Genomic DNA, 21,261 nt, shown 5'->3' on the forward strand with positions numbered 1-21,261 from the left:
TTCCCCTTACGCCACGCTCTGTGCCGGTTTGCTGATCGCCTTCAAAATCTGGTCACGCGGGCCATCTGCCACGATGCGTCCGCCATCCATGACGACCACGCGGTCAACCAGCTTGAGCAGCGCCGGACGGTGTGTCACCAGGACTAGCGTGCGGCCCGTGAGCCAACTGCTTAATTGGTGGATAACGTGGCTTTCCAACTGTTCATCCATCGAGGCGGTGGGTTCATCCAGCAGCACAATCTGGGGGTTACGTAGCAGCATCCTGCTGAGCAGGATCATCTGCCGCTGCCCGCCGGATAAACCGCGTCCCCCCTCATGAATGAGGCGATCCAGGCTGGCGGCATCCTGTTGTATCAGGCTGAGTGCGCCGCTAATGCGCAGCGCCTGCAACAATTCCTGCTCGGTGGCGTGCGGATTGCCGAGCATCAGATTTTGCCGCAGGCTGCCGAAGAACAGGCGTGATTCCTGCGACAGAAAACCCAGTTGGCGGCGGACATCAGCCGGATCGATCTGGCTGATGTCTACGCCATCAATGATGACCTTGCCGCGCGTCGCCGTCGCCTGATTGGCAAGCAGCTTGAGCAAGGTGGATTTCCCCGCGCCAACCTTACCCAGCAGCGCTACTTTTTCGCCCGGTTTGATCTCCAGTTTGCCGACCTGCAAGGCGGTATCGCCTTTTTCGGGATCGTAGCTATATTGCACGTTGTGCAGTTGGAAGTGCCCCTGAAGGATCGGGCAGTGCGCCATTTTGCCGTCTTCCGGTCGATCCAGCGGTTTTTGCAGGATATCATCCAACCCGGTCATGGCGGTTTTCGCATGCTGCCAGCGGGAAAACACCATCGTGAGCTGCATGAGCGGGGCGATGGTGCGGGAGGAAAGCAGGCTACAGGCCACAAGTGTACCGGTGGTGATGTCACCTGCCATCACCAGATAGCAGCCGAAGACTAGCATGCCAGCATAGGTGAGCTGTTGGACGGTAGACGCCCAGCCGCTGAGCCGTGCCCCCCACACGCGCTGTTTCATCCCGATGGAGGCGCTGACTTCGTGAGTTTGCTCCCACTGACGCTGAAAGTAGGGTTCGGCCTGTAGCGCTTTGATATCTTCGATCCCTTCGATGGACTCGACCAGCACCGCATTACGCAAGGCGCTTTCGCGCATGCCTTCTTTGGCGAGCTTCGCCATCGGCCATTGCAGCATCAGGCCGGGGATCACAATCAGCGGGATCGCCAGCATGGGAATAAATACCAGCGGGCCGCCAATCATTGCCATGATGCCGAGAAACAGCAAGACGAACGGCATGTCAGCGGCCGCCCCGACGGTCGTTGAGGTCAGCAGTTCACGCACTTGATCGATTTCCCGCAGCTGCGAAATAAACGAGCCGGTAGACTTAGGCCGCGCTTCATTTTTTATCGCCAGCGCGCGGGCGAATAGCATACCCGACACGTTCAGATCGATGCTCTTGCCCATTAAATCGGAGACAACGGTGCGCGACAAACGGATGGCGTACTCTAATGCAGCGGCCAGCAGAACGCCGAAAAACAGCACCCACAGCGTGGGAATGGACTGCGCCGGAATCACACGGTCATACACCTGCATGGAAAACAGGATCCCCGCCAGCGCCAGAACGTTACCTACGACAGAGGCCAGAGAGATTTCCCCGATCTGTCGTTTTGCGCCGCGAAAATGTTGCCAGAACCAGTGCTTACGGTATGGTTTGACGAAATCATCGATACGGGTATCGCGGCCGCGTTCCGCGATGCCGACCAGCACGATAATCCCCTGGCTGTGTTTGATGAGTTCGGTCAATTCGGCTTCGCGCTGAAGATCGCCACCGTCATTTAGCCAGTAGGTGGCGATGCCTTCATCATTCAATGATTCGATGACGATGACGCCGCCGTCATCGGTTTCTGCCAGTACTGGTAAGATCTGGTTGCGCCAGCGGAGTTTCTCCCTGTGTCGCAGGCTGATGCTCAACCCCATTAGATGGCTGATTTGTTCTAACTGGCGGGCAATCGGCTGCTGTTCGTACCAGCGCATCTGCTGGCGTACCGACTGGGTATCCACTACCTGTCCATAGTGGGCGGCGGCGCGAGCCATCGCGGCAATCCAGACTTCAGTTTGGGTGACTTGTGTCATTGATATTCCTGCATGTTCTTATCCGGCAGGCAAGCCGGCTTACAGCGACGGTAGCGTCTCGCCACTGGCTTGATGACGTTCAATACCCAGCATATCCAGCAGATTATCGACGGCAGCGGCATAGTTAACCGCCGCTTCCCAGCCGTCGTATAACGCGCCAATGCGTGAGGTTTCGGCCTGCAACACGTCTTGCTCAACGCTGAGCAGGTCGTTCAGACTGCGCTTGCTGAGTTTGTATTCATCCTGATAGACGTTGCGGGTGTAGGTCGCGCTGGTGATTTGCTGCTGGCTCGCTTTTTCACGCTGTTGTGCCCCGATGAGATCGGCGTAGGCCGTCGAGGCTTTCTGGTTCATATCCAGTTTTGCTGCTTCGACTTCGGCCTGCGCCGCTTCACGCGTGCCTGACGCGGCATCAACGCGTGCGCTGACGGCACCGCCCTGATAAAGCGGAGCTTCCACCACTAGCTGTAGCTGGTCATCCCAGTAATTACGCCTGTCCGTTTCATAACGGGTACGGCCTGCCTGCACGGCAATGGTCGGCCAGTGCTGTGCTTCCGCCTGACGAATCCGGTGGCGCGAAGCCTCCTGCTTGGACTGCGCGCTCAACACCGCGTTACTCTGCTGGTAGGGAAGTGCTTTGAGCGTGATCTTTTGTTGCAGTAGCGCACGGGGCAGATCGGGCAGGGTGGTGGTGAGAACGCCGGTCAACACGCTGAGCTGTGCCAGAGAGGAACGTTCCAGTGCCCGATATTGCTCCAGCGTTGCCTTCATACCGGCGATGCGGGTTTCCGCCTGCAAGATGTCGGATTGCGTACTGAGACCAGCTTCGGCACGGAGTGTCGCCGTGTCTTTTACCAGACTCAGTGACGTGATATTGCGTTCTGCCGCCTGACCGAGTTCCTGATAGCGTTTGACTTTCAGGTAGGTGATCAACGTTTGCTGACCGACCGTGGTCATGGTGCCATAGAGCTGGTAGCGGTAGGCATCTGACAGGCTGTGTTGCTCATCAATGCTGCCGCCCGTTTTACCGAAATCGTACAGGAGCTGTTTCAGCGTGATCCCCGCCGTGGAATTGTTGCTCATCGTGCCGCCGCTATCGCTTTGATCGGACCGACCGACATTGCCGCTAAGGCCGATTTGCGGGAACCAGGCGCTTTGCGCCACGCGCAGATCGGCTTCGCCAACGCGAATTTGTGCCGAGGCCTGTGCGATTTGTGGGTTGCGTGCGAACGCGCGGAGAATAGCCTGCTTGAGATCCAGGCTATCGACCTGCTGTTCTGTCGGCGCGGCGGACCAGTCAAACGCAACGGCCTGAGCACATGTCGACGAGCTATAGAAGAAAGGAACGCTGCCGCAGGCCAGCCCGAGTGCCAACATATAGCGCGGTGTGTGATGGCGTAATGTGCGAGTCAAAAAAGCGCGATTGCGCAGAAAAAACACGTCCTTGATAAAAAATCTGATAAAAAATGGTTTGTGCATCAATTACCCCTGTTTTCATCACGCTTTGTTTTCGTTCCTTTACACATATTTGTGCCGCTACCGAGGCAGTTTCGTTCTGTCTCTTGGACACGTATCTATGCTGCTGTTGAGGCGGTTTCGTGCGCGATAATGGCGCTATTTTTTGCTACCTCGTAGCACGCGCCCGACTCGGGACGGCTCAAACGCCGCTCGCCCCGAGACCCCTGGCTTTTGGCGCAAGCTTTCGCCGCGTCCATGCGGCTCATCCTAAGCTTGCTATTTCCTCAGCATAATTTTTTACGCCGGATAACGACTAAGTCCGCGTTGATATCCGCATTTGTGTATAAGCAGCAGCCCCTGGTAGAACTGCCACTTAAAACACCGTTACACCATATTGACGAGCAGGCCTTGCTGTACCAGTACATCTCCCAGGTTGTTGGCGTTGTCTAACGATGAATGGTGGTAGACGTCGAAATGTTGACCATCAATGTCGCGCTGTCCTACCGTGCTCCAGGCTCCTTCACCCGGAATCAGGTTTACCCGATTTCCTTCGCCCCCGACGATCAGCAGGTCATCCTCTGGTCGGTCGGTGACATTCAGGGCACGGTCGAGATCCAGCGTGATGCTGTTGGTGCCGTTTTGGCCTAAATCGAATATCTCCACGTTATCGACTTTCAGCCCCAGCTCGGTGAGATCCAGATTGAGCTCGGTGCCGTTCAGCACCAGCGTATCAATGCCGTCGCCACCATCGATCTGGGTAAAGTCGAGCGTTGAGAGCGTAATCAGGTCGTCGCCTTCGCTGCCTTCGATGTCTGTACCTGTTTGCACACTGCCGTCGGCCAGACTGATGACGACCCCTCCGATGGCATAAACGCTCTCTTCCACGTCGGTGCTGACGCTGTTGTCGATGGGGTGTGTCTCACTGAGTGCGGCCGCTGCGACTGTCGAGCTGACCTGAAGAGGTTGCACATCGGTGCTTTCCTCGGTGTCGCTCTGTTCGATGGACAGCGAGGACAGCTGAGCGACGCTGCTATCATCAACATCCAGTACGGCGGCGCTCATCGTTGGCAATCCAATGACGACGCCGGACGTTAATCCCGCAGAGACGCCGGTGAAGTTACCCGCCAGATCGGTGACGGAGGCTTCAACCGCCGTTCCCAACAGCGCTGTCAAAATAGCGCTTACGTTGAGGAGGTTGATACCCAGCAGTGAACTGGTGAAATGCGCGCTCCACTTGCCATCTGCACCTACGGTGCCTTGTAACGATTGCCCAAGCAGCGTGACGGTCACCTTGGCACCTTGCTGCACGTAGCGCGATGTTCCGCTGATGGTGACGCCGTTCGCCAACAGGCCAACGGTGTTGCCAATCAGCGATCCCACCGCATCTATGCCCAACTGCGGCAACTGGTGCGTTTTCACGATCACACTGCTGCTGGTGTTGTTGGTGTTGCCATAGCGGTCGGTGACGGTGACACCGACGGAGAGATTGCCATCAAGAATGCTGGTGAGATTGGCACTCGGCACCGTGACGCTCCAGGTTCCGTTGTTGGCGACGGCAACCGTCGTCGAGAACCCACCTACGGTCAGCGTGATACTACCGCCTGCGGCATTGGTCGTGGTTCCACTGATGAGTTGGTTCACGCCCGCTTCAGCCAGATTCAGGTAACCGTCTCCGCCAAACAGGGAGCCGAGACTGACTGTCGGCAGCGTGTGAACGCCTACGCCGATCGACACACCCGCGCTGGTGGTTTTGCCTGCCGAGTTGGTCAGAGAAGCACTGAGGGATAACGTACCGTCAGTCAGATTGCTGAGATCGAGTGACGGTAGGCTGACTGACCAGGTTCCGTCGCTTTGCACCACGGCGGAGTAGGCTTTAGTACCCAGGGAAATCTGGATCGTGGAGCCTATCGCGTTGGTGCTGGTACCGCTGATAACCTGACCTGCGGCTGCTTCTACGGCATTCAGCAGACCGTCACCGCCAAACAGCGGGTTAATCGCAATGGTGGGCAACGCGTTGATAATGACATTCAACGGGCTGGTGGTTTCTCCCACGTTACCCGCCGCATCAACCAGACGAACGCCAACGTTAGTGACGCCATCCACGAGGGCTTTCAGATCGAGACTTGGGACTGGCAAGCTCCAACTGCCGTTTGCACCGACCGTTGTGGTGTAGGTTTTGCTGCCCAGCGTGACGCTGATTGTCGTACCTGCCGCCACATTGCTCGTTGTCCCACTGATGCTTTGTGCGCTCAACAGACTGGAAAGATCCAAGACGCCGTTGTTGAACAATGGGGTGAGGGTGATGGTCGGTGGCAAGATGGAAACGTTGAGAGCCGCGCTAATGCTATTACTGTTGCCTGCCGGATCGGTCACCGTCGCGCTAACGGTGAGATTGCCATTGGCCAGGCTGGACAGTTGCAGCGGCGTAAGGCTAGTGCTCCACGTGCCGTCATTGCCAACGGTGGTGTTGAGCGTCAGCGTACCGATGCGTATGGCAATGGTCGACCCCGCGGCGGCGTTGGTGGTGGTGCCGCTAATCGTCTGTGTCAGTGCGGCTTCTGCGACATTGAGGAAGCCATCGCCGCCAAACAGTGAGCCAAGGCCAATCGTCGGCAGGGTTTTGGCAATGATGTTGATCGCGCTACTCACTGTGCTCGTGTTGCCGGAAGCATTCGTGATGGAAACCCCGAGCGTCGCACTGCCATCGGCTAACGCACTGAGATCGGTCGGTTGCAGTGTCAGGCTGAACGCGCCATTGGCTCCAACGGTGGACAGGAACGTTTTACTACCGAGAGTCACGGTGACCTGCGATCCTACCGCAGCATTCGTGGCGACACCGCTAATGGTCTGCGCGACCAGCGCTTCTGCCGCATTGAGGAAGCCATCACCGCCAAATATCGGATTCAGGGTAATCACTGGCTGGGCGAAATCGAACTTGATGCCAGCGCTGCCAGTGGTGCTATTGCCTACCGCATCTGTCGCCGTGGCGCTTACGGTGAAATCACCGCTGCCCATCCCTTGCAGAATACCGAGTACGCTTGGGGTGACGGCAGCGCTCCATTTACCATCCGAGCCGACGGTGGCTGTGGCGATTTGCGAACCTGAGATGCTGAGCGTAATGGTTCTGCCTGCCAGACCGGTGGCTGTGCCGCTGAGGGTTTGGTTGACGAGCAGGTCGCTCAGATTCAGCAGGCTATCACCAAAGACCGGGTTGAGTGTGATACTCGGCAGAGTCTTGATGATGGCTGGAACGTTCACAATCTGGCTGGCGGTGTTGCCTGCGTGATCGGTGACCGCCACGCCCAGCGCCAGCGTTCCATCCTGCAAGGCCTGCAAGTCAAGCGCAGGAACGGACAGGCTCCAGGCTCCGCCTGCACCGACAGTTATCCCCGCATAAACCTTGTTGCCCAATGTCACGCTGACACTCGCGCCAGCGGCGATATCTACATTACTGACTACCCCACTGATAATTTGGCTGGTAGCCGCTTCCGCCGCATTCAGCGCGCCATCTGTGAAAGCCACAACAGAATTAATCACTGGCAGTGATTTCAGTACATTAATATCAACCAGCTCATTCTTCACATTACCGTGTGAATCGACAATCGCGACGTTTAACTGTAGCAATCCATCGCTTAATCCACCGAGCAGCGTAGGCGGCAGAGAAACACTCCAGGTGCCGTTGGCTCCCACCGTAGCCTCCACCGTGGTGCCGAGCACGGTGACCTGAACTTTCGCCCCCAGATAGTCCCCCGTTGCGTTACCGCTGATGACCTGTGTGACCAGCGATTCGGCCAGATTGAGGATGCCGTCGTTACCGAAAATGTCGTTAATGCCTGCACCGAGCGTCTGATTTAGCGCGACGTCCAATGTGACATCAAGGTGTGTGCTATTGCCTGAGGTATCGGTCAGCGTCACGCCGATGACTTGTGGCCCGTCGACCAGGCTTTGCAGATCGACGGCTAGCACTGGAATCGTCCAGGTTCCGTCAGAACCAACCGTGGTCGTACCGGTTAATGGCCCGGCGGTTAACGTAACGGTGGCATTGGGTTCCCCTGTCCCTTTAATCTCTCCACCCACCAATGCTTCGGCCAGCGTCAGGATATTGTCATCAAATAGACTAATGGTGAGTAGCGGAGTATCCGTATCGACGGTAACGACCTGCGTATCCGTTGTGGTATTGCCCGCACTATCTGCAAGCGTTGCGGTAATGGTGTGGGTGCCATCGCCCAACTGTGCCAGATCGGCGGCTGGCACATTCACGCTCCAGTCGCCAGTGACGGAAACCTGAGCCGTGTAGGTTTTGCCATTCAGCACCACGCTGACGAGTTGCCCAGCCTCCGTGGTGGATGCCGTCCCTGTAATCGTCTGTGCAGTGCTGGCTTCTGCGCGATTGAGCACGTTATCACCCGCAAAAGTGACGATATCCAATGTTGGCGGAGTGGTATCGACCAGCACCGTTTTGGTTTCGGCGATTAGCGGGACGGGTAGTACGGTAGTTGCCGAGACATTAACACTACCATCGGTCGTGAAATAGTCGCGGGCGGAAATAGTGGTTGTCCAGAAGCCATCGCTGTCGGTTATGATCGTACCAATAACGGGTACGCCCCCGATTGATACGGCTATTGTGCTCATCGGCGTAATGCCAGTCACTCGCCCAGAGAGGGTGAGATTACCGTCCATCTCGGCGGCGTTGATGATATCGTCATTGGCTATTGCGTCGATCACCATTGTTAGAGCCGGTTGTGTCAGATTGACGTTGAATCCCACACTTTCTGGCGTCGCCGGATTACCCGCTTTATCCGTCGCATCAACGGTGATGGTGTACGTTGTATTTGCCAGAGCCTGCAAATCGGCAGAAGGGATGGTCACGCTCCATGCGCCGCCTGCGAGAATTTTTCCCGTGTAATCGACGCTATTCAGCCTGACGGTCACATTTTGGCCCACCTCCAATCCGGTTGAGGTGCCACTGATGATTTGCGCGACACGGCTTTCCGCATAGCTGAGACCATCCAGCCCGGCAAAGGTGGTAATGTCCAGCGTCGGTGCGGTTTGCGCGATAGTCGCCTGAGAATTCAATGTGGCGCTGTTACCCGCGTCATCCGTTGCGGTGATAACGATATTGTGCGTTCCGTCAGCTAGCTGGCCGAGCTGCGTTGGGGTCAATTCTGCCGTCCAGACGCCGCCGGTGATTTGTACAACGAGCGATTGTCCGCCAAGCGTAACCGTCATGCTTGCTGCATCCCCCGCGTTACCACTAAGCGTTCTGCCCAGCAGGGTGTCAGCTTCCGCAATGCTCAGATAGCCGTCGTCAAACGGGGTATTTAAGGTGAGCGCCGGTGGGGTGAAATCGCTGGTAAACAATATCGGTGTAGAACCGATATTGCCCGCAGCGTCGGTCGCGGTGATGGTGATGGTATGTTGACCATCACTCAGCGAATTCAACGCATTCTGCGGGAGCGTCACCGACCAGTTACCCGCATTATCTACCGTGCCAGTGTAACGAATCCCGTTGAGGTCGATCTCCAGTTTAACGCTTTGCCCGTTACCGCCAATCTGCGTGCGGCCTGAGAAGGTGAGTACGGATGCGGCTTCGGCGCTGCTCAGAATATTGTCGCTCCCAAATGGGTTTACGTCGACAATCGGGGCGGGCAGCGTTTGCGCCGAACTGACATCGAGCGAGGCGCTGGTATTGCTATTGCCCACCCAGTCGGTGACCTTGACGCTAATGCTGTAATCACCTTCGGTGAAGATCGCCAAATCGGCAGGACTCAGATCTCTGGACCAGCCGCCTAACCCGTCAGCGATGGCGGTAAAGGTGGTGTCTACCAGCGTGGTTTTATTGGTCACGGTAACGATGACTTCCTGCTCTGCGCTGGTAATACCGGTTTTACCGGTTAAGGTCTGAATGGCCTGAATTTCAGTGGTATTAAGGATACCGTCGCCAAAAGGCAGATCCAGCGTTGCTACTGGCATGGTGGTGGTCAGAACATTGGCCGTGGCTGATGCGTTACTGGTGTTGCCCGCAGAATCGGTTACGGTAACGGTGAAATTCACCGTACCATCCGGCAGGTCGATCAGCGTCTGGCGATCCAGCGATAATGACCAACTGCCGTCGGCGTTCACCGTAGCAGGGACGCTTGTGCCGTTAATGCTGACCGAGACGGTTTGCCCTACGTTGCTGGTGAGCCCAGTTTGCCCGGATAGCGTCACACCCGGCTGTGCATCCGCCAGACTCAGTTTGCCATCGCCGAACGGGGTGTCCAGCGACGCGACAGGCACGCCGACAATCACGCTGGTGAAGGTGTCGCTGCCTGTTCCCGTATTGCCTGCGTGGTCAGTTACGGTCACGTTGATGGTGTGGGTGCCATCGCCTAATGCAGACAAATCGGCGGCGGGCAGCGTGACACTCCACTGGCCGTTTGCTGTTACCGTAGCGTTATAAGTGGAGGTTATCGTGCCGTTGGTGATCGAGACAGACACGTTCTGGCCTGGATCGAGGAGCCCCGTTGTGCCGGTCAGCAGTTGATCCGTCGTACTTTCAGCCTGGTTTAGTACACCGTCAACGAACGGTGTGGCGATGCTGATGGTGAAATTGGTGTGGATGACGACATCCAGCGAACCGCCCGCGCTGCCAGTATTGCCTGCGCTATCGGTTACCGTCGCACTGACCTGCACGTTGCCATCCGCCAGAATATTAAGCGCATTAGCTGGAATGGTTGCACTCCACAGGCCACCCGCGAGCGTCACGCCCGTTACGGTATAAGCCCCTATCGTGACCTGAATCGCAGTCCCGACCGGCAGATTGGTATAACTACCGCCGATCGTCGTCTCTGTCGCCAGCTCTGCGCGACTGAGAACATTGTTGTCATAGAGCGCATTCAGCGTCAGCGTTGGAAGCGACTGCGTTTTTAACGTGATATCGATACTGGTAGTGTTGGGATTGCCTGCGCCATCTGTCACGCTAGCTTCAAGCGTTTTCACGCCGTCACCCAACGCCAGCAGGTCGTTCGCTGTAATCGAGATTTGCCAGACACCGTTGCTATCGGCAACGGCGCTATAGACTGCCGTACCGACTTTTATCGTAATCAGAAGGCCTGCTTCCCCCTTGCCACTCAGCGGTAGCCCAGCCAGCGCATCGGCTAAACCGATATCGCTGGTGTCAGCCAACATGTCGATGGACAACAGCGGTGGGAGGGTATCGACCGTAAACTGATGGGTCGTCGTCGCCGGATTCTGCGCGATGTCGCTGACCGTCGCGGTCACATCCTGGTTGCCCTGCGGCAGATTTTGAACGTCGCTGGCGGGAACGGTCGTGTTCCAGCTACCGTCAGCCCCAACGGTCGCCAGATAGGTTTTGTTGTTCAGCATCACCGTGACGCGTTGCCCCGTCTGAACATTCGTCGTTGAGCCGGAAATGAGCAGGTCGGATTGGGAATCCTGCGCGCTGACGACATCATTACCAGACAGCGTGCTAATGGTGATACCAGGCAGGTTAGCAGGGTCGGTGATGACGGTGATGTTATGCGTCGTCGAGGTGGCGTTTCCGCCGATATCGGACACACTGGCGGTGATCGATTGTAAGCCGTCAGGAAGGTCGGATACATCGTTAGCAGGGATCTGCACGCTCCAGTTACCTGAGGCATCTGTTTGGGCAACGTAGGTTTTGTTATTCAGTTCGATGGTGACTTGTTGACCTGGCTCGACAAATTGACTCGTACCTGAGAGCGTCAACGGCGCTAGCGACTCAGCCTGATTAATGTAGTCATCTGTAGATACGATCCCGATACTCAGGCGTGGTGCCTGTGACGGATCGGTATCCAGTATGATGGTGTGGCTGACGCTGCCCGTATTACCTGCGACATCTGTCAGGCTGGCGGAAATCAGCGTGGCGCCGTCAGGCATATTAACCAGATCCCCTGCGGGGATGGTAATGTTCCAACTGCCGTCTGCCTGAATGGCTCCTTGATAAATTTGCCCATTAATGGCGACATTCACCACAATGATTTGTCCGCTGTCATTGGCTGGGGCTGTCCCCGAGATAATCAGCGGCTGGTTGCTTTCGGCGATGTTGATGATGTCATCGTTACTGACAGTATTAATGGTCAGCACTGGCGGCGTGAGATCGACAAATGCGCTACTGCTCAGTGTGGCAGTGTTACCTGAGATGTCCTGCACGGTGACGTCAAACATCAGCATCCCTTCAGGCAGACCAAGCAGGGCGGAAGGCGGAAGCACAATGTCCCAGTTACCGGTATTGTCAACCATACCTGAGTAGGTCTGTCCACCGATCGTCACGCTGATTTCCTGTCCTGGCCCTTGTAATCCGGTGGTGCCACTTAGTGTTTGACCACTTTGCGCTTCGCTGAGGTTGAGGTAACCGTCATCAAAAGGTGTGTCAATTAATAACATGATCGAGTGATTGATACTGACATTCAGTTGCTGCGAATTCGTGACTAAGTTGCCTGTCAGATCATAGGTGCTGGCTCCAATGGTAATAGGGCCATCACCCAATAGAGCCAAATCGGTAGGGGGAACAGATGTACTCCAACTGCCATCTGCCTGTACCGTTGCGACATACGTTTTTCCGTTCAGCGTTACGCTAACCAGGGAGCCTGCTGCAACATTATCCGTGTTGCCATTAATCGTCAGTGCGCTGGCGGCTTCAGCGGCATTCAGTTGATTATCGCCCGTTATAGGTTCAATCGATAGACCGCTTGCCAGCGTGTTCACCGTAATCTCGCTGCTGGCCGTGGCCGGGTTACCCGATATATCCGTGACTGTGGCGATAATTGTCTGGCTGCCGTTTGTCAGAAGCTGCATATCTGCGCTCGGAACCGTTACATGCCAACTGCCGTCAGAACCGACCAGTGCGGTATAGGTTTTGCCGTTTAGTGTGAGGGTGACGACTTGCCCGGCCTCGACATTGATACTGTCTCCGCTCACTATCTGGGCTACGCGTGCTTCTGCACCATCGACAATATTGTTCGTTGCAAAGCTATAGATTGTCAGTTGCGGCGGATTCGTCACGCTGGTATCGATAGTAATAGGCTGGTTGATACGTGTCGTATTACCTGCTGCATCTGTCAGGCTGGCGGTCAGGTTATAACCGCCATCAGCTAATAGCGTCAGGTCTGAGGTAGGAATATCCAGACGCCAGTTGCCTGTATTGTCGACCGTGGTGAGGTAGTTTTTCCCATTTAGCGTGACAATAACGCTACGTCCTTCTTCACTGAGTGAGGCCGTGCCGGAAACAGTCTGTGATGTTAAGACTTCAACTGCATTCAGAATGGTATCGGTGCCCAGATTGTTCATGGTCAAGGCCGGTGGGATACGGTCGATGGTCACATCTCTGGTAAGCGTCGCGCTATTGCCTGCTTCGTCAGACACGTCGATGCGCAACGGTTGCACACCATCTGTCAACGCTTGTAGGTGGCTGGCAGATAGCGTAATGCTCCACTGTCCAGCCGCATTAACAACTCCGGTGTATACCATGCCGCCAAAGGTTGCGGTGATAACTTGATCGGGTGAAGTGATCCCCGTATTACCGCTGATAGTTTGATTTACGCCCAATTCTGCGGCGTTCAGTACACCATCCATGAATGGTGTGTTCAGGGTGAGTGCAGGCAAATTATTGGTGAATATTCCAATAGTGTGACTGGTATTCAGCGTATTGCCTGTACTGTCTACGGTACTGGCAATGAGGGTGCTTTTACCATCCGCCAACTGTTGCAGGTCTGCTGGCGATATCGTGATGTTCCAACTTCCGTTAGGCTGCGTGGTTCCTGTATATAGCTTGCCATTCAATACCAGCGACACGGTCGATCCTGGTGCCACGTTTTGCGTGCTGCCGTTGATCGTCAGTGCGGTGGCGATTTCGGCTTGATTGAGGCGATTATCACCCGCGATGGTATCAATAGCGATCCCACTCAGGGCGGTGTTGAGTGTGATGTCTTGATTGAGCGTGACCGTATTGCCACTTTTATCGCTGGCACTGACCGTCACAGTATTAATGCCCTGTGTCAGGTGGGTCAATGCGGCCGATGGGATGTCCACAGACCATTGACCATCACTGCCTATCTTGGTCGTGTAAATGTCAGAGCCGAGCTTGATGGAGACCAACTGGCCTGGTTCAAGATTCAGGCTGGCTCCGCTGACCTGCTGAGTCACGTTGACTTCTGCGCCGTCGATAATGTTATTAAGCGCAATCGCGTTCAGCGTGAGAATAGGTTGAACGGTGTTAATCAGCAGGGATTGTGTCGATGTTGTCACATTGCCTGCCGCATCGCTCAGCGTTGCACTCAATGCGTGATTGCCGTTTTCTAATGCTTGCAGATCGACGGTTGGGATTGTCGTGCTCCATTGACCGTCAATCTGAACGATAGCCGTGTATTGTTTATTATTCAGTATGACGGTAACCGTTCTTCCCACCTCGGACAGCGACGCGTTACCCGACAGTGTTTGATCGCTTAAAATCTCCGTCGAGTTGATGATGCCATCCGTTGAGATCAGCTTCATGGAAAGTAATGGCGGCTGGAGATCGGCTGTGAAGTTGGTGGAAATTTCGGTGCTATTTCCTGCGGCATCGATTGCCTGAACACTGATCGTTCTCTGGCCAGACGTTAATGCTTGTAGCTCTGCGGAAGGGATCACGACACTCCAATTCCCTTGTTCATCAACCGTTGCCGTGTGGACTTTGTTGTTTAACGTCACGGTGACCGTCTGACTTGCCCCGATAATACCCGTTGTTCCTGTCAGTGTTTGGTTAGCGGCGGCTTCTGCTACGTTAAGTACTCCGTCTGAGAACGGAGTATCGAGGGTAGGTTGTGGCACCGTATTGATATAAATGCCCAGATCCTTGCTGTCGCTGACGGCTTCTCCCCCCACCGTTTCGACAGTCGCAGTCACGGTGACGATCCCGTCTTGCAGAGCCTGAAGGTCAGCGCTGCTGATAATAATGCTCCAACTACCGTCAGCAGCGATAAGACTGGTATAAATCTTGTTATTGAGCGTAAGCGTAACGGTTTCCCCTTCCGCTACGTTTACGGTAGCGCCGCTAATTGTCAGCGGTTGTGAGGCTTCAACGCGATTAATGATATCGTCGCTGGCGACGATACTGATCGCGATGCCTTCACCCTGAACGTCAACAGTAATCAGATTTTCTGCGCTACCGACGTTGCCCGCTTTATTACTCACGCTTGCGGTGATCGTCGCGGTGCCATTTTGCAGCAGCGAAATCTCGGCGGCAGAAATGGGCACTTGCCACGTTCCCCCTACTTCTACCGTTGTAAAGAACACCTTGCCATTTAAGGTAATAGTGATGGACTGGCCAGCCTCAACGTTAGTGGTCGAGCCAGTCAATAGATGCCCGACCTTTGCCTCTGCGCCATTAATATGGTTATCGGTACCGACGAATGGATCGATGGTCACCGTTGGAGCATTACGCGGATCGATACTCAATGTGATCGGTCTATTGGCGAACACGGTGATGCCTGCCGCGCTGGACAGGCTGGCGAAGACATCGTAGCCGCCATCTGGCAGGTTGTTGTATTCGTCGCTGGTGCTTGCTGATAAAAGACGCATTTGCCGAGATTGTCTGGCATCCACCAATGCGCTAAACGCCGAAGGCGGTAGCACGATATTCCAGTTGCCGTCAGTCCCGACAACACCGCTGAAGGTTTGGCCATTAAAAGAAAGCGTGACGGATTGTCCCGCTTCCCGGATGGACGCTGTGCCGCTAATGAGTTGTTCGTTGCCGGATTCTTCGATATTGATGATATCGTCACCCGCAATGACGCCGATCGTGATGGTCGGTGCGGTGAAATCAATAGTCGTGTCGAGTGTGGCATTGCCCTGGTTTCCGGCTGCATCGAGAGCGGTCACGGAGAGGACATGGTTCCCTTCGGCGATCTGTTGCAGTTCGGCAGGGGACAGCGTGAGTGCCCAGTTACCGTCGTTATCAACAGCGGCAATATAGATGTTGCCACCAAACTGCACCATAACACTTTGACCTTCGCCGCTAATGCCTGTGCGACCTGTAATCGTCTGATTAACGGTGGCTTCTTCGCTGTTGAGAATAGCGTCCTCAAAAGGCGTATTGATGGTGGGTTGCGGCAGGGTATTGATATAGACCCCAAGGTTATGCGAGGCCGTTGTGGGGACACCATCTGCGTCATTCACACTGGCGGTGATGACATTATTGCCATCGCTCAAAGCCTGTAGGTCTGCACTGGGAATCTGGATTGCCCATCTGCCATTGTCGAGGACGGTTGTCGTGTAGGTTGTGCCATTCAGTGTCAACGTAACGGTCTGACCTGCCGGTATATTACTGGTGGTACCGTTGATCGCCAGTGGCATCGCCGCTTCCGCTACATTAAGCAGGTTATCCGTTGAGATGATACCAATAGCAATATGGTTGCCACTGCGATCGACGGTAATGTCATGACGGGTGCTGACTGAATTGCCGGAACGATCGCTGACGCTGACGTCGATGGCACTAACGCCATCTGGCAAGCTGAGCATATCTGCTTCTGGCACGTTGACACGCCATCCGCCGCCAGCCTGTATGGTCGCAAAGTAACGCATTCCGTTTAATGTGATGGTTACGATCTGGCCCGCTTCAATATTCTCTGTTTTACCACTGAGCTGCTGGCTAGCGTTAATTTCCGCAGCATCGACAATATTATCGTTAGCGAAGGGATCGAGCGTAATTGACAGTGGTAGCAAGGTGCCGGTATCAATCGTCAGAGGACGGGTGACCGTCGTGGTATTTCCTGCGGCATCGCTGACCGTCGCGATCAGATCATAGGACCCATCAGTGAGTGTAGCGAGATCGACCGCGGGCAATGTGGTGCGCCAGGTACCATCGTTTTCAATAACGCCACGGTAGGTTTTGCCATTGAATAAGACGCTAACGAATCGACCCGCTTCGCTGATGGAAGCAGTACCGCTGACGATCTGATTGGATAGTAGTTCCGTTGCATTGATGACGTCGTCACCCGCTGTGAGAGAGACGGTCAGGGTCAGGGGAATAATGTTTACGCTAATAGTTTGTGTAGTTTCAGAGACGTTTCCGGCAATGTCTTTGACAATAACCGTCAGAGGCTGATTGCCTTTTGGTAGCGCCTGTAGTACGTCTGGAGGGAGAGTGACAACCCAGTTACCGCTGTTGTCCACAGTGCCCGCATAATTTTCCCCATTCAGAGTAATGCTTACACTCTGCCCACTGCCGGTGATACCGGTGTTTCCTGTTAGCACTTGATCCAGTGCGGCTTCACTGGCATTGAGAATCCCGTCCTCGAACGGTAGGTCGAGGCTTGCCTGCGGTAAGGTATTGATCAACACCGTGAGTGTATGCTCGACCGACACGGTTCCATCCGTTCCTGGGACGCTGGCGGTAATGAGCGTTTGCCCATCGGGCAGCGCTTGAAGATCGGCTGGAGGAAGCGTGGCAGACCAGTTGCCGTTGGTGCCGACAGTGGCGGTGTAGGTTTTGCCATTCAGCGTCAGGGTGACGGTTTGTCCGGCAGCAATGTGGGCGGTGGTGCCGTTAATGGTCAACGGCTGCTGGGCTTCAAGCGCGTTCAGGTAGTTATCAGCCGAAACCGTGCTGATATTGATGGCTTCGATATTGGTATTGACGGTAAAGGTCTTGCTTTGCGTGGTGGTATTGCCCGCCTTGTCGGTCAGGGAAACACTCAGGGTATAGTCGCCGTTGGTTAACGCCAGTAGTGCATCGGCAGGGAGCGTGACTTTCCACGAGCCGTCGGCGGCAACAACTCCGGTGTAGGTGATGCCATTGAGAGTAACGGAGACGGTCTGCCCGGCTTCGGCTGGTGATGTGCTGCCCAGCAGATCCAGTGCCGATTGCAGTTCATCGGCGGTCAGTAGGTCATCACCGGTCAGTGCCTCAAGCGTGAGCGTTGGCGCGGTGGTATCGACCGTAAGCGTGCGTGTCAGCGTGGTGATATTGCCTGCTACATCGGTGAGGGTGGCCCGTATAAGGTATTCACCGTCGCCCAGCGCTTGTAAATCTGCCGCTGGCAATGTCAGGCTCCAGCGCCCGTCGCTGCCGATGGTGGCGGTGTAGGTTGTGCCGTTCAGGGTGACGGTAACAATCCGGCCAGCCTCACTGAGGGAGGCGGTTCCGCTCAGGAGCTGATCGCGTGAGCCTTCATCGGTATTCAGAATATCGTCACCGGCAATCGCATTGAGAGTGAGCACGGCGCTGCTGAAGCTGATGGTAACCTGTGTTGTGGTGCTGGCCTGGTTGCCTGCAATATCTGTCACGGTGATCGTGAATGCATTCTCGCCCTGTGGCAAAGCGAGCAAATCGCCGGAAGGCAGTGTGATTTGCCAGTTGCCATTCGCGTCGACCGTACCCGTGTAGATTTTACCACCCAGCGTGAGGGTAACCTGTTGCCCGCTGCCGGTAATGCCGGTTGAACCGCGGATAATCTGGTCTTGTCCGGCCTCTGCTGTGTCCAAAACACCGTCTTCAAACGGCAGCGTGATGATCGGCTGAGGCAAGCTATTGATCAGAACCGACAGCGTGTGTTCGGTTGATATTGTCCCGTTAATCCCCGCCACGCTGGCGGTAATGAGCGTTTGCCCATCGGGCAGCGCCTGAAGATCGGCTGGAGGAAGCGTGGCAGACCAGTTGCCGTTTGAACCAACGGTGGCGGTGTAGGTTTTGCCATTCAGCGTCAGGGTGACGGTTTGTCCGGCAGCAATATTGGCGGTGGTGCCGTTAATGGTCAACGGCTGCTGGGCTTCAAGCGCGTTCAGGTAGTTATCAGCCGAAACCGTACTGATATTGATGGCTTCGATATTGGTATTGACGGTAAAGGTCTTGCTTTGCGTGGTGGTATTGCCCGCCTTGTCGGTCAGGGAAACACTCAGGGTATAGTCGCCGTTGGTTAACGCCAGTAGTGCATCGGCAGGGAGCGTGACTTTCCACGAGCCGTCGGCGGCAACAATCCCGGTGTAGGTGATGCCATTGAGGGTAACGGAGACGGTCTGTCCGGCTTCGGCTGGCGATGTGCTGCCCAGCAGATCCAGAGCTGATTGCAGTTCATCGGCGGTCAGTAGGTCATCACCGGTCAGTGCCTCAAGTGTGAGCGTTGGCGCGGTGGTATCGACCGTAAGCGTGCGTGTCAGCGTGGTGATATTGCCTGCTACATCGGTGAGGGTGGCCCGTATAAGGTATTCACCGTCGCCCAGCGCTTGTAAATCTGCCGCTGGCAATGTCAGGCTCCAGCGCCCGTCGCTGCCGATGGTGGCGGTGTAGGTTGTGCCGTTCAGGGTGACGGTAACAATCCGGCCAGCCTCACTGAGGGAGGCGGTTCCGCTCAGGAGCTGATCGCGTGAGCCTTCATCGGTATTCAGAATATCGTCACCGGCAATCGCATTGAGAGTGAGCACGGCGCTGCTGAAGCTGACGGTAACCTGTGTTGTGGTGCTGGCCTGGTTGCCTGCAATATCCGTCACGGTAATCGTGAATGCATTCTCGCCCTGTGGCAAAGCGAGCAAATCGCCGGAAGGCAGTGTGATTTGCCAGTTGCCATTCGCGTCGACCGTACCCGTGTAGATTTTACCACCCAGCGTGAGGGTAACCTGTTGCCCGCTGCCGGTAATGCCGGTTGAACCGCGGATAATCTGGTCTTGTCCGGCCTCTGCTGTGTCCAAAACACCGTCTTCAAACGGCAGCGTGATGATCGGCTGAGGCAAGGTATTGATCAGAACCGACAGCGTGTGTTCGGTTGATATTGTCCCGTTAATCCCCGGCACGCTGGCGGTAATGAGCGTTTGTCCATCGGGCAGTGCCTGAAGATCGGCTGGAGGAAGTGTGGCAGACCAGTTGCCGTTGGTGCCGACAGTGGCGGTGTAGGTTTTACCATTCAGCGTCAGGGTGACGGTTTGTCCGGCAGCAATATTGGCGGTGGTGCCGTTAATGGTCAACGGCTGCTGGGCTTCAAGCGCGTTCAGGTAGTTATCAACCGAAACCGTACTGATATTGATGGCTTCGATATTGGTATTGACGGTAAAGGTCTTGCTTTGCGTGGTGGTATTGCCCGCCTTGTCGGTCAGGGAAACACTCAGGGTATAGTCGCCGTTGGTTAACGCCAGTAGTGCATCGGCAGGGAGCGTGACTTTCCACGAGCCGTCGGCGGCAACAATCCCGGTGTAGGTGATGCCATTGAGGGTAACGGAGACGGTCTGCCCGGCTTCGGCTGGTGATGTGCTGCCCAGCAGATCCAGTGCCGATTGCAGTTCATCGGCGGTCAGTAGGTCATCACCGGTGAGTGCCTCAAGCGTGAGCGTTGGCGCGGTGGTATCCACCAGTAGAGTGATGCTGGCTTCTGTTCCATCGGCGCTGCTAACCTTGAGTGCGTATTCGCCATTGGCCAATGCAGCCAACGCTTCGCTTGGTAGCATTAAGCTCCAACTGCCATCTGCGTTAATGCGCGTCTGGTAGACAACATCATTGAGCGTAATAGTCAGAAGCGTGCCTGCGGCCAGATTAGCGGTGGTGCCACTTAACTGTTGCGGTATTCCTACCTCGCTACCGTTAAGTATATTGTCGCCCGTTAAGGGCGATATCAGGATGCTTGGATCAGGGGAGGTCGTATTATTTTTATCGTCACTACGTGCTGAACTGATACCTACTGCTGCGGTAGTCGCCAGAGCAAGTCCACCGAGAATACCAGCTATCGACGCAGTAGACAGCGTCGCTGTACCGATACTCATCGCACCCAGACTGGATAGGGTCGCATACTCTGGTACAACGGCCAGCGTTTCTCCCGCGAGTGCCGCCCCTTCTGCTGCTGCCGCACCGGAGAACTGAGCATGAATGAGTCGAGTGCCATCGTCAAAAACCAGCTCGCTGTGATAGCCCGCGGCATCCAGCGTGAAGAAGCTTTCATAGCGGACGGTAGTACCGTCTGTCATGTGCAAGATAAGATCGTCGCCGATGCGTTCATAGCGGGACACGATGTCCGGTGTGCCATAAATTCTTACGGTGCTACTTTCCAGTAGCTGGACATTTGTGGTTCCTTCCGGGACTGCTCTGATGAATTGGCCATCCTGACGCGACAGGATATTTGCATTTCCCGCAATAACATTCATATCTGACATGAAATAGCCTCTTACTTATCTGCAACCATTGTCTGCATACTTCTCCTGGCATAATGAGTGCCTTGTTGGAGAGGTATAGGTATATGCGCGACCAAGAGGAGCGCTAAAATAGACCTGGCTCAGAAATGGAAAAACAGTAAAGCATGGCTAAATATATCGCTGTGTATCTCTCTTCCATGAGGACTAGGCTATCGGGATGATGTTTACCCGAGCCTTGATATTTATAGGTGTGGCTTAACTAAAAATCCAATTTTTTTGAAATGTTTTGAAAACAAAAAAATCATAACAATATTCTTTTTTATTAAATAACTTACCAACTCCTCTCTTTTTAAATCATTACCATACTAATGGTAATGATTTGCTCCCGTCATTTAGCCATTGTAAATCGTAATTTCATGGTTTTTTATGCTGGGTTGATAGGGTTAAGGTGAAATATTTGTCTCGAGGTATGTGTCTTTATTTTTATTGATTGTATCAATTTGTGTTTTTTGTTTTTCACAATAAAAGGTAAGTGTTAACGCGATGCCTTGTCAG

The 21,261-nt window shown here is 54.9% G+C and carries 3 protein-coding genes; all 3 read right to left on the minus strand.

The features are described 5' to 3' along the window. Positions 1-6 precede the first annotated feature (6 nt). Positions 7-2,136 carry a type I secretion system permease/ATPase gene (locus tag KKH3_RS03985; protein ID WP_039356044.1) on the minus strand — a complete coding sequence of 710 codons (2,130 nt, stop codon included), beginning with the start codon at positions 2,134-2,136 and terminating at the stop codon, positions 7-9. Between the two features lie 39 nt (positions 2,137-2,175). After that, on the minus strand, positions 2,176-3,615 hold the full coding sequence (locus KKH3_RS03990) for a TolC family outer membrane protein (protein ID WP_039356049.1): 1,440 nt from the start codon (positions 3,613-3,615) through the stop codon (positions 2,176-2,178). A gap of 363 nt (positions 3,616-3,978) precedes the next feature. Beyond that, on the minus strand, positions 3,979-20,727 hold the full coding sequence (locus KKH3_RS22065) for an Ig-like domain-containing protein (protein ID WP_080756518.1): 16,749 nt from the start codon (positions 20,725-20,727) through the stop codon (positions 3,979-3,981). Positions 20,728-21,261: the final 534 nt, after the last annotated feature.

It is taken from the genome of Pectobacterium actinidiae (genome assembly GCF_000803315.1).
In the GTDB taxonomy this organism is placed as follows: domain Bacteria; phylum Pseudomonadota; class Gammaproteobacteria; order Enterobacterales; family Enterobacteriaceae; genus Pectobacterium; species Pectobacterium actinidiae.

What these genes read in the sequence shown, in the direction of transcription:
- KKH3_RS03985 (WP_039356044.1), bottom strand. Translation starts at nt 2,136, where the DNA reads ATGACACAAGTCACCCAAACTGAAGTCTGGATTGCCGCGATGGCTCGC.
- KKH3_RS03990 (WP_039356049.1), bottom strand. Translation starts at nt 3,615, where the DNA reads ATGCACAAACCATTTTTTATCAGATTTTTTATCAAGGACGTGTTTTTT.
- KKH3_RS22065 (WP_080756518.1), bottom strand. Translation starts at nt 20,727, where the DNA reads ATGTCAGATATGAATGTTATTGCGGGAAATGCAAATATCCTGTCGCGT.